The organism is Pedobacter jamesrossensis (assembly GCF_042650905.1).
Taxonomy (GTDB): domain Bacteria; phylum Bacteroidota; class Bacteroidia; order Sphingobacteriales; family Sphingobacteriaceae; genus Pedobacter; species Pedobacter jamesrossensis.
Map to the genome: position 1 here is coordinate 1 of NZ_JBHSBY010000093.1, position 11,556 is coordinate 11,556.

The 11,556-nt window shown below is 35.2% G+C and carries 9 protein-coding genes; 4 read left to right on the top strand and 5 right to left on the bottom strand.

Going from position 1 to position 11,556, the window contains the following annotated elements:
* Both ACFOUY_RS09815 and ACFOUY_RS09820 read left to right on the top strand, forming a co-directional pair.
* On the top strand, positions 1-194 hold a 194-nt coding region (locus ACFOUY_RS09815), incomplete at its 5' end, for a hypothetical protein (RefSeq protein ID WP_378960336.1).
* A gap of 262 nt (positions 195-456) precedes the next feature.
* The gene (locus ACFOUY_RS09820) at positions 457-2,223 is read left to right on the top strand and encodes a S8 family peptidase (protein WP_378960337.1); all 1,767 of its coding nucleotides are present in this window, start codon (positions 457-459) and stop codon (positions 2,221-2,223) included.
* A gap of 22 nt (positions 2,224-2,245) precedes the next feature.
* Here ACFOUY_RS09820 and ACFOUY_RS09825 read toward each other — a convergent pair whose 3' ends face one another.
* The 4 genes from ACFOUY_RS09825 to ACFOUY_RS09840 form a co-directional block, all read right to left on the bottom strand.
* A complete protein-coding gene (locus tag ACFOUY_RS09825) occupies positions 2,246-3,025 on the bottom strand; it encodes a polysaccharide deacetylase family protein (protein ID WP_378960338.1) in 780 nt (259 codons plus the stop codon).
* On the bottom strand, positions 3,025-3,957 hold the full coding sequence (locus ACFOUY_RS09830) for a glycosyltransferase family 2 protein (protein ID WP_378960339.1): 933 nt from the start codon (positions 3,955-3,957) through the stop codon (positions 3,025-3,027). The genes ACFOUY_RS09825 and ACFOUY_RS09830 overlap by 1 nt, the downstream gene beginning before the upstream one ends.
* The gene (locus ACFOUY_RS09835) at positions 3,954-5,138 is read right to left on the bottom strand and encodes a glycosyltransferase family 87 protein (protein WP_378960340.1); all 1,185 of its coding nucleotides are present in this window, start codon (positions 5,136-5,138) and stop codon (positions 3,954-3,956) included. The genes ACFOUY_RS09830 and ACFOUY_RS09835 overlap by 4 nt, the downstream gene beginning before the upstream one ends.
* Positions 5,139-5,212: 74 nt before the next feature.
* Complete coding sequence (locus ACFOUY_RS09840) at positions 5,213-6,100, bottom strand: LysR family transcriptional regulator (RefSeq protein WP_378960341.1); 888 nt, start codon at positions 6,098-6,100, stop codon at positions 5,213-5,215.
* A gap of 76 nt (positions 6,101-6,176) precedes the next feature.
* Between ACFOUY_RS09840 and hutH the strand changes: the two genes are divergently transcribed.
* Both hutH and ACFOUY_RS09850 read left to right on the top strand, forming a co-directional pair.
* Entirely contained in the window at positions 6,177-7,724 is a 1,548-nt protein-coding gene (hutH, locus tag ACFOUY_RS09845; protein ID WP_378960342.1) for a histidine ammonia-lyase, read from the top strand.
* 11 nt (positions 7,725-7,735) lie between these two features.
* Positions 7,736-9,736, top strand: coding sequence for a urocanate hydratase (locus ACFOUY_RS09850; protein ID WP_378960343.1), 2,001 nt, complete (start codon positions 7,736-7,738; stop codon positions 9,734-9,736).
* Between the two features lie 177 nt (positions 9,737-9,913).
* Here the strand turns inward: ACFOUY_RS09850 and ACFOUY_RS09855 are convergent, their stop codons facing one another.
* Positions 9,914-11,440 (bottom strand): DUF4394 domain-containing protein, encoded by a 1,527-nt coding sequence (locus ACFOUY_RS09855; RefSeq protein ID WP_378960344.1) that lies wholly within the window; start codon positions 11,438-11,440, stop codon positions 9,914-9,916.
* Positions 11,441-11,556: the final 116 nt, after the last annotated feature.

Below are 11,556 nucleotides of genomic sequence, written 5' to 3' on the forward strand. Positions count from 1 at the left end.
CGGTAACACGTGGGAGAGTAGGTCGGTGCCAAATCTTAAAAGCCAAAAACAGGCCTTTAACAAGAACCCTTGCAGTAACAACTGTGAGGGTTTCTTCGTTTATAAGAAAAAATACAAAAAATACAAAAGAGCAAGGAGCAAAGAATAAGGATAAAAGACTAAGTTGCTTAAATCCCCTTAAGGGGAGGCTATAAAGGAATTATTTGAATAGCGTAAAACGGTGAGTGATTCCCTGTCCCACCTAAACCCCATGGCAACGAAAATACTCCTTTGATAATCACCAACCGTTAAGCTCCAATAAAGCACAAACTTAAAAGATTACAAGGAACAGTAGGAATACTTCAATCTGTTGGAAATTGATAGTGATTTGCGTGGAATATATCTGTTAAAAATTGCTAAATTTCTGCAAGGCAAGGCAATAAAACCGTATTATTGTAATCTTACGTAAGTATTGTTATGATTACTATAAATCTGAAAAAACTTTCCATTATTGCGGCTTTATTGTTTTTAAAAACAATCAGCCATGCACAAAGTAAAAATGTTGAGTTGCCAGCCAATTGGTTTAATCTAGATTTGACTGAGTCTGGATATTTTGGAATTAGTACCGAAAAAGCTTATCGAGAAATACTTAAGAATAAACAACCTAAACAAAAGGTAATTGTTGCTGTAATAGATGGCGGCGTCGATATTAATCACGAGGATTTGAAAGATGTGCTTTGGACTAATAAAGGGGAAATACCTGGTAACGGGATTGATGATGATCGAAACGGCTATATAGATGACATTCATGGTTGGAACTTTATAGGCTCTAAAAAAGGAAACCTAGAATTTGATAACCTTGAACTAGTTAGGTTATTAAGAATTTATACACCAAAGTATCAATCTACAACCAATTTAACGCCTTTAGATAGTACTCAAAAAGAAGAGTTTAAACTTTATAAAAAAATGGTTGGCGATTTTGGTAAAAAGTACGAGGATGCAAGTAATACTTTTTCTGTACTTATCGCAATCAATAAAGTTTTGGATTCTGCTGCAAAAATCAATAATAAGAAAGTTCCATCTTATGAGGATATAGATAATTATAAAGCTGATGATGAAGTAGAAGAGCAGGTGAAAAACATTATAAGGAAGGGCTCTAAAGAGGATGGTAGCTTTGAGAAGTTTTATAAAAATATTAAGGATGGTTATAAGCAATATGATGCCATGTTGAAGTATAATCTTAATCCTAAATATGATATGCGTGCTGAGTTGGTTGGAGATGATTATTCAAATCCTAATCAAAGGAACTACGGAAATATTGATGTTAAGGGACCAGATGCTCAACACGGAACACATGTTTCGGGTATAATTGGTGCTAATCGCATTAACAATTTGGGTATTATGGGTGTAGCCAATAACGTTAGCATTATGGCGATTAGAGTTGTACCAACAGGTGATGAACGAGACAAGGATGTTGCAAATGGAATTCGCTATGCGGTTGATAATGGCGCAAAGGTGATTAACATGAGTTTTGGTAAAGCTTATAAATGGGATAAAAAAGCGGTAGACAATGCAGTGAAGTATGCAGAAAGTAAAGGTGTTTTATTAGTGCATGCAGCAGGAAATGATAATCAGAATAACGATATAGAAGAAAATTACCCTAATAAATATTTCGATAGCCCAGAAGCTGATGCCTATAAATTAGCCAATAAAAAACCAACTCTTGCTGATTTTATTCCATCAAAATCCATGGCTCAAAACGGTATGGGTGGAAGGCCGGGTTTAAGTAGGATGCCAGTTATTAAACCATTGCCCTTAGATTCTTCCAAGTTTAGACTGCCCCATGCTTCTAATTGGATTGAAGTTGGTGCAAGTGCCTACAAAGATGACGATAACCTAAAAGCAGATTTTTCTAACTATGGAAAATATAATGTTGATGTTTTTGCTCCAGGCTTTTTAATTAATTCTACAGTGCCAAATAACCAATACGAAGATTTGGATGGAACAAGTATGGCTTCGCCAGTTGTTTCGGGTTTAGCAGCGTTAATATTGAGTTACTATCCTGATTTGAAACCAGCTCAGGTAAGAGATATTATCATGAAATCTGTAACAAAAGTAACGCACAAGGTGAAATATAAAAATGAAAAAGGTGAAAATGTGCGTGTGCTTTTTAGCGAGATTTGTGTAAGCGGAGGCATTGTTAATACGTATAATGCATTAAAATTAGCCGAAACTTATAAATAATTTGAGATATTGGTAGTTTTAGCTACGATTTAATCGTTTTGATAAAATCCTGAAAAGTACCGAAAGGATAATTTTTAGATTTCATCCAGTTGATTAAATTTTCCATTCTTTCAATCATTTTTACTCCAGTGTTTTTTCTTACATAACCCGGGAAGCCGAAGCGTTCAAAATCACTCAAATCAGTAAATTCCCAGGGGTGGAAATAGACATTGAGGTATTTATCTTTTTTATAGGTCCAATTAGATAGGAATTTATAAACTCCTAGTGGTAAATTATGAAAAGACAGCCAGAATAGCGGAAATCTAATTAATGGACTAACAGAGGCAGGAATTTGGAGAACATTTTCTTTAACGAAAAATGTTCTGGATATGTTAAAATTATTGTATCTACCTGGTAAATAAGTCGGATTTATAGAAGTGTTGTAAGTGTAACCAGCTTTTTCAATTTCTTTTTCGTCAACAGGCATCATCCTGGCCATTCGGTAACCAATAATTTCTTTGCCCGAAAGTTCCTCGAGTTTTAATTTTGATTGTAAAAGGTGTTCCGGTTTAAAATCAGAATGATAATAACCGTGTGAAGCTAGCTCATGGCCGCTTTCTGTAATTCGCTTTATTAAGTCAGGAATATTTTCTGCAAAAGTAACGGTACAAAAAAAAGTGGCTTTAACTTTATATTTATCAAGAATATCTAAAATTGCAATTGTACCAGTTCTAGAAATAGCAATTTGGTCTGAAAATGTAATATCCTTTCCATATTCGAAAGGCATGTCAAATTCTTCAATATCGAAACTTAAAAGAACCATTATCTAACAGGTATATTAGTTGAACGAATTATATAATTTGGTCGGTTTTTGGTTTGCATAAACATTTTCCCTACATAAATGCCAATAATACCCAAGATAATTAATTGTAATCCTCCAAAGAAAACAATCGTCATAATAACAGATGCCCAACCAGAGACTTCTACGTTATTAACAAAAGCATAAACGACGTAAGGTATGTAAAGCACCGAGGCTAAAGATAAAATAAAACCTAAATAAACAGCTGAATATAATGGCTTTATACTAAATGAGGTAACACCATGCAAAGCAAGATTAACCATTTTTTTAAACGTGTACTTGCTTTTTCCTGAGAAGCGTGATGCAGGGTTATAACGTATAGCAATCTGTTTGAAGCCTAGCCATTTAACTAAACCTCTTAAAAAGGGCTCATTTTCATGGAAATTTCTGAATACATTAACCACTTTTTGGTCAAGAAGCCGAAAATCTGCAGCACCTGGTTCCAGCTCTATATCAGATAACCAGTTTAGCATTTTATAAAATAAACTAGAAGAACTTCTTTTTCCTTTTGATAGGTTTTTATCATCCGCTCTGATAGTATAAACTACCTCAAAGCCTTCTTCCCATTTTTTTAGCATATCTGGAATAAGTTCTGGAGGATGTTGCATATCGCAATCCATTGAGATTACGCAATCGCCAAAGGCATGGTCCATACCTGCCTTTACAGCTAACTGGTGGCCAAAGTTTTTAGAAAATTCCAAGAAAAAAATATTATCAGATGTTGCTGCGTATTCACTTATCTTTTCAAGCGTATGGTCAGCGCTTCCATCATCAACCAAAATTATTTCATAGTTATAATTTAATGTAGAAAATACACGCTTAATACTTTCTGCAATTACAAAAATATTATCAGCCTCATTGTAAGCAGGAATAACTATGGAAATTAATTTCTTCATTTATCGGAAATCAAATAAGATTCAAAATTTTGTCTCATCATTTGATAAATAATTGTTAGCCAAATGATAAAGCAAGGTAGAGCTTTAAGCGAATATAGACGAATAAATTCTTTAACTGGTTTAGGGAAAATATCTGTTGGAGATAAACTTGTTAGCAGAAATGCAAAAATAAATAAAGCAATTATCCAGGTTTGTTTTGGATTGCGTTGAATAACAAACCATACTGCTATACCGGCAAAAGCAATAATATATGTTGGTGATTCTGAACCACTGCTAAAAATTACTGTAAAAATTAAGGTTGATGCTAGAAGCATTAAACGAAATGCTAAGTTTTTATATTGCTTAATTCTTGTGTATGGTAAGCCAAAAAGTAATAATCCACCTAGTAAAAATGGACCGTTTGGCATGTTAATGTTTCCAGAAATTCTACGAACCATTCCCATAACAGAAATATCTTGAAAGGATGTTAGTGATGCGTTTAAGTCATTTTTATGGACTAAAGATTTGTACCAATCTGTGTATGACTGAATGACGAAAGCTGGCGAAGAAATTACCATTGGTATTAAAAAAAGCACCGCCAGAGCAACAATTCCAGAAAAAATAAACTTTAACTTGTTTTGAACGAAAAAGAAAAAAGCTAAACCTACAATTCCATATAATTTAATAAGTGTTCCGAAAGCAATAAAAAAGGCCGATTGAACTTCTTTTTTCTTGATTAGATAAGAAAAGCTTAGTAAAATAGTACCTGTTAAGGCAATATTAAATTGAAAACTAAATAATGCAGTTAGAGCCTCGTGAGCACAAATCCATGCGATAATGGCTCTTTTATTTATTGATATTGGTAAACTAAATATTCCCCAAAGCAAAATTGAAACATTAGCTATATTCCACAAAATCATACCTAAGCCATCGGGCAATAAGGCAAATGGCGCAATTAAGATGGAAAATAGTGGTCCATAGTGATTACTATCTAAATATTCAGGATAATTATTGTAAAGATTTTGAAAATCTATTGTATGCCAATAAACATATTTAAAAATAAGATAATTGTTAAAACTATGATGCAAATACTGTTTGCCACCAGCTATAATTGCCAGTAAAATATAAACAACTATAATGCATTGTTTTTTCAGTAAAAACTCGGTAATCTTTTTAAGATTATTTTTTTTAACGAGGCCCATTATGATTAGTGCTGCAATATAAGAATTTTAATATTGGACTAATAAATTAGCAAATAACTTATAAAGAAATAAATTTAGCCTTTAACAAGTAAATCGATAACATTTTTTAAAACAGGATTACGGTTCGAGTCTTTCCAAATCATATATAATTCTGTTCTTTGTGGAATATGAGTGAGTTCAATGAACTTCACATTTTCTTTATAACCATACTGCAATGCGGTAGGTACTATTGCTATACCGAGTCCTTCTTCTACTAATTTATAAATTGTTAATGCATTTACCGATTTATGGAAAGTTTTTGGGCGAAAGCCGTGGTCCTCACAAATACCCATGATTAAATCATAATAAAACGGACTATCTTCGCTCGAAAAGAAAATAAAAGGTTCGTTAGCTATTTTTTTTACAGCTTCAAAACTGGCTTTATTCATTGGGTGATTTTTAGGTAACACCAAAGAAAATGTATCCTGATGAATAAGATGTTTAGAAATTCCGTTTTTGAATTGCTGAATTCTTACAAAACCCAAATCCATCATATCTTTCTCCAAAAGTTCTATTTGCAATTTGTTGGGCATTTCATCCAGATTGGTTCGTATTCCAGGAAGCGTTTTATTTAACTTGAAAATTAACTCGGGTATAATTTTTTGCGCTGCCGAACCTAAAAAGCCAATTCTAAGTTCACCTTGATTGCCAGCTTCGATGTTAATAAGTTGTTTTTTAATATTTTCTACATGGCTAAACAAAAGATCAACCTCCTGTTTTAAATAAACTCCAGCTCTTGTCAACTCCACCTTCTTCTTGGTACGGTCGAATAGCTCAACATTCAGTAAGTTTTCCATCTGTTTAATTTGCCTGCTTAAACCAGGTTGCGAAATAAAAAGCCTGTCAGCAGCTTTTCTAAACTTCAGCTCTTCAGCCAATACCTGAAAATATTTTAAATGTCGAAGCTCTATTTGATAACTCATGGTTATTGAATAATGATAAAATTGGTATTTATAGGTATCAAATATAGATGTTATTTTTGTTTAAATATTTGCTTATATGAATGTAAACCAGTTTTTTAATTACGGTATAGATGTGCTTACATCAGATAAGGCGCTCGCAATATCAAGAAGTGAAATATCAGGAATCTTAAATGATGAGACGAGAGCCAAGGTTATAGAAAGCAGTAATGTAGTAGAAAGAATTGCAGGCGCAGGTAAGGCAGTTTATGGAGTAAATACAGGTTTTGGACCACTTTGTACGTCTATGATTTCGGAAGATGATTCCTGTAAACTGCAAGAAAATATTTTAAAGAGTCATGCAGTAGGCGTTGGCGAACCAATAAGTACAGAGATTTCTCGTTTAATGCTTATCCTAAAATTACATGCTTTAGCTCAGGGTTATTCTGGAATAAGAATAGAAACCTTAGAGCGAATGATATGGTTTCTAGAAGTTGGTGCTACTCCTGCTGTTCCAAAACAAGGTTCGGTTGGGGCTTCTGGCGATTTAGCACCACTTTCGCATTTATTTTTGCCTTTGATTGGACTTGGAAAAGTAAGTTATAAAGGAAAAATAATCCAAACCGCAGAACTTTTAAAAGACCATAATTTACAACCTATAGCTTTGGGGCCAAAAGAAGGGCTTGCGCTTATAAACGGAACTCAATTTATTGCAGCACATGCTGTAATGGTCGTGAACCGTTTATACAATTTGCTTGTTTCTGCAGATGTTATTTCGGCAATGATGGTTGATGGTTTACTAGGTTCTAAAAAACCTTTTCATGCAAAACTTCATCAATTAAGGCCATATCCCGAAAGTATTAAAGTTGCAGAAAGAATCAGTATACTTTTAGAAGATTCAGAAATTGCAGCATCTCATTTAAATTGTGCTAAAGTTCAAGACCCCTATTCTTTGAGGTGCATACCACAGGTACATGGTGCATCTTGGAACGCCTGGAAGCATTTGAATGAAGCCTTAGAAATAGAACTGAATTCTGTAACAGATAATCCTGTAATATTTAGCGACGATTTAACGATTAGCGGAGGTAATTTTCATGGTCAACCGTTGGCTTTGCCTTTAGATTATGCCTGTTTAGCCGCTTCGGAAATAGGAAACATCAGCGACCGCAGAATTTATTTATCATTAGAAGGCAATACAGCGGGAGTACCAAAACTCTTAATGAAAGAAACTGGATTGAACTCTGGTTTTATGATTGTTCAATATACTTCAGCGGCTTTAGCTAGCGAAAATAAAGGACTTTGTTTTCCCGCAAGTGCAGATAGTATTCCAACTTCACTTGGGCAAGAAGACCACGTTAGTATGGGTTCTATTAGTGGACGCAAAGCTTTACAGGTTATAGAAAATGTAGAAAAAATTTTAGGAATCGAGCTTTTTTGTGCAGCTCAGGCTGTAGATTATCATCATCCTTTAAAACAAGGGAAAATATTAACCGCAGTTCATGATTTTGTAAGAACGAAAATTGAACATATTGAGCATGACCAGATTATGTACGATATAATGGAAACTTCCATCAATATGGTTAAGGATAATAGCATTGTAGAAGTCTCATCAACGGCAGCAAAAGAAAATAATATTGCCTTTCTGTAAAATCGAAGAAAATGAATTTTAAAGAGCAGATATTAAGTGGTATTCCATCGGTTTTACCAGATAAGAAATTAAGAAATCCAAAGCTTAGTCATGCGCCAGTTAGAATGGCAGTATTAAATGACGAGGAAAAGAGACTAAGTCTGCGAAACGCATTGCGTTATTTTCCTCGCGAATGGCATGTAGAACTGGCTGCTGAATTTTTAGAAGAATTAGATAACCTGGGGCACATTTATATGTACAGGTTTATGCCAGATTATGAAATATTTGCCAGGCCGATAAGCGATTATCCTTGTAATTGTGAACATGCAGCGGCGATTATGCTTATGATTCAAAATAATCTCGACCCCGCAATTGCTCAGCATCCGCAAGAATTAATTACATACGGTGGAAATGGAAGCGTGTTTCAAAATTGGGCGCAATATTTAATCGCTATGAAATATCTTGCGGTTATGACTGATGAGCAAACTTTGAATATTTATAGCGGTCATCCGCAGGGATTATTTCCGTCTACTTCTGCAGCGCCAAGAGTTGTGGTTAGTAACGGTATGATGATTCCGAATTATTCTTCGCCAGCCGATTTAGAAAAATTTAGCGCATTAGGTGTAACGCAGTACGGACAGATGACCGCTGGTTCTTATATGTACATTGGGCCGCAAGGTATAGTTCATGGTACCGCAATTACCTTAATGAATGCTTTTAGAAAAAAGGGTTTTTATGGTGAAGCTGTTGCAGGGAAAATATTTCTTACCGCTGGCTTAGGCGGTATGAGTGGTGCGCAAACTAAAGCGGGCAATATTGTTGGCTGTATAACAGTTTGCGCCGAAGTTAATCCGCAGGCAGCCGAAAAAAGAAAACAACAAGGTTGGGTTGATGAATTAATTGAGGATTTGGATACTTTAGTTTCGCGTGTTTTACTTGCTCAAAGTAAAAAGGAAATTGTATCAATTGCTTATATTGGTAATGTGGTTGATGTTTGGGAAACTTTTTACCAAAAGAGTATTGAGGTAACCATAGGTTCAGACCAAACATCTCTTCACAATCCTTATTCTGGTGGTTATTATCCGGTAGGTTTAAGTTATACCGATGCAAATGTAATGATGGCTGAAGATGCTGAACAATTTAAAATTTTTGTTCAAGAATCTTTAAGAAAGCAAGCTAAAAGTATTGGAGCACATAGCGCTCGTGGCACTTATTTCTTTGATTACGGAAATGCCTTTTTATTAGAATGCAGCAGGGCGGGGGCGGATGTTCTGGCTGAGAATAACATAGATTTCAAATATCCGTCTTACGTAGAAGATATTTTAGGACCATTGTGTTTCGATTATGGTTTTGGTCCTTTCCGATGGGTTTGTGCTTCAGGAAAATCTGAAGATTTAGAAATAACTGATAAGATTGCCAGAGCTGTTATGGAAGAAATAAAGCTTACAGCGCCAATAGAAATTCAACAGCAACTTCAAGATAATATAAACTGGATAATTGGTGCAGCTGAAAATAAATTGGTTGTAGGTTCTAAAAGTAGAATTTTATATGCTGATGCGGAAGGCAGGACAAAAATTGCTGCCCGTTTTAATGATGCAGTAAAAAATGGGTTATTATCTGCGCCAGTTATTTTAGGAAGAGACCATCATGATGTTAGCGGAACAGATTCTCCTTTTAGAGAAACCAGCAATATTTACGATGGAAGCCGTTTTACTGCCGACATGGCCATACAAAATGTAATTGGGGATAGCTTTAGAGGGGCAACCTGGGTTTCTATTCATAACGGTGGTGGCGTTGGTTGGGGCGAAGTTATTAACGGTGGCTTCGGGATGGTTTTAGATGGCACAGAACAAGCAGCTCAAAAATTGAACAATATGCTGTTTTTTGATGTTAATAACGGTATCGCTAGAAGAAGTTGGGCCAGAAATAAAGAAGCTCGTTTTGCCATTGAAAGAGAAATGGAAAGAACACCAACATTAAAAGTTACACTGCCTAATTTGGTTGATGACGATATAATTGATAAGTTGATATAATTTTACCCGTAAACAACGCCTAGTTATTTGAGTTCATAGAAAGAAAAAAGTAGCTAAGTTATGGTCTGTGGGTACACAGTCCATGGCGTTTAGAACATCGACCATGGTGCTAAAATTTTATTAACCTAAAAAGGCAAGGATTTATAACCCTTGCCTTTTCAAATACTATATCAAAATTTACAAGCCAATACCTAAAGTAAAGGCTCTTGCTGAAGTTGAAATTGTACCTAATGCAGTAGCAGCGCCAGTTGTTAAATTAACTGTATAAATTTTCTGAATGCCTGCTACAGTGAAAAGTCCGTATGCAGTTCCCGAAGTTGAGCCAATATCGAAGCCATTTGCAGCTTCAACATTAATGCCAAGTGCGCCAACATCGACCAAAGTTCCCAAGTTAGGCGGGTCTTGTTTGTAAAGTCTGTCCATTTGCGAATCAATATCAAAAAGTACCGTAGTTGTAGCACCAGCAATATTATTGGTGTAAGCGGCACCTGCAATGTTTGCTGTAGTCATAGAAATATTTCCATCGACAATTAAAGTTCCATCGGCAGGATTGAAACGTAGATTTTGACCAGTATTGCTAACAATTCTAATTCGATCAACCGTTGGATTAAAATCAAAACCAAACGAGGTTCCTATAAGCAATGTGGTTAAAGGAGTTGTACCAACTGCAGCGGCAACTCCCGAAGAAGCATTTATTGTATAAATTCTGCTTGTGCTACCAAGCGCAAATAACTGACCATTAACCGGTCGCATATCTAAACCAAGAATTGTTTCTCCTGTCTGAATTCCAGTAATTGGTTTTGCTATTATAGCAGGTGATGTAGCAAGCGGATTGAAAATTAAAAGTTCATTTGTTGCAGATATTGCATAAGCAACAGGTTCGGTTGGTATTGCTATTCCAGTAATCTGCTGAGTGAAGTTTCCAATTCTCGATGCTTTTCCATTTGTTAAATCAATTGTGAAAAGCGAAGAAGTACCAGCCACAGATAATGCTGCTAAGGCAGAAGTTCCATCAGGATTAATATCAAATCCACTTGCGTCTTCAACATCAAAACCAAGGCTACCAACTTCTACAAGTTTACCATCATTTGGTGGGTCTTGTTTATGAAGTTTATCGTTTGCTACATCTATGCCAAATAGTACAGTAGTTGTTGCGCCAGCTTTATTTTGCGTGTAAGCAGATGCCGTAATTTTTGCATTCGTAACACCATTTATCGCACCATCAGTTGCTGCAACGGCACCTGTTTCTGGATGTAAACGCAGGTTTTGACCAGTTGAAGTAACCAATCTAATTCTATCAACGGTTGGGTTAAAATCAAAACCAACGGAAGTTCCGGTAATAGCAGGAGTGAATGGTGTGGCAGAAACTGCTCTTGATATACCTGTTTTTGAGTCGATGATATATAAACGACTTGTACTACCAACGCCATAAAGTTGGCCCGTTGCTGGTCTGAAATCGACACCTAAAATAGTTTCGCCTGTTTGTAATCCTGATAAAGTAACTTGAGACGTAATGCTCGAAGGGTTTTTCGCATTAACAAAAAGTAACTTGCCATCGGCAGTTAACGCATAAATATTTAAATCAGGACCAGGAACTAAAGTTTCCTGTTCATTGTAACCTCTGTCTTTTTTGCAAGATGAGAATAAAAAAGTTAAAGATAAAGTACATAGTACTGCTATCAATGTGTATTTAGTTTTAAGCATTTTAAAAAAGTTTTATTGAAATAGGCACTTGATGAATACTAATAAAATTAGTAAATTAGCTTTATGGAGAATCGCTTTAAAAGTTTATCAATATTTGAATTTCAGTCTAAATTTCC

What these genes read in the sequence shown, in the direction of transcription:
- ACFOUY_RS09820 (WP_378960337.1), top strand. Translation starts at nt 457, where the DNA reads ATGATTACTATAAATCTGAAAAAACTTTCCATTATTGCGGCTTTATTG.
- ACFOUY_RS09825 (WP_378960338.1), bottom strand. Translation starts at nt 3,025, where the DNA reads ATGGTTCTTTTAAGTTTCGATATTGAAGAATTTGACATGCCTTTCGAA.
- ACFOUY_RS09830 (WP_378960339.1), bottom strand. Translation starts at nt 3,957, where the DNA reads ATGAAGAAATTAATTTCCATAGTTATTCCTGCTTACAATGAGGCTGAT.
- ACFOUY_RS09835 (WP_378960340.1), bottom strand. Translation starts at nt 5,138, where the DNA reads ATGGGCCTCGTTAAAAAAAATAATCTTAAAAAGATTACCGAGTTTTTA.
- ACFOUY_RS09840 (WP_378960341.1), bottom strand. Translation starts at nt 6,100, where the DNA reads ATGAGTTATCAAATAGAGCTTCGACATTTAAAATATTTTCAGGTATTG.
- hutH (WP_378960342.1), top strand. Translation starts at nt 6,177, where the DNA reads ATGAATGTAAACCAGTTTTTTAATTACGGTATAGATGTGCTTACATCA.
- ACFOUY_RS09850 (WP_378960343.1), top strand. Translation starts at nt 7,736, where the DNA reads ATGAATTTTAAAGAGCAGATATTAAGTGGTATTCCATCGGTTTTACCA.
- ACFOUY_RS09855 (WP_378960344.1), bottom strand. Translation starts at nt 11,440, where the DNA reads ATGCTTAAAACTAAATACACATTGATAGCAGTACTATGTACTTTATCT.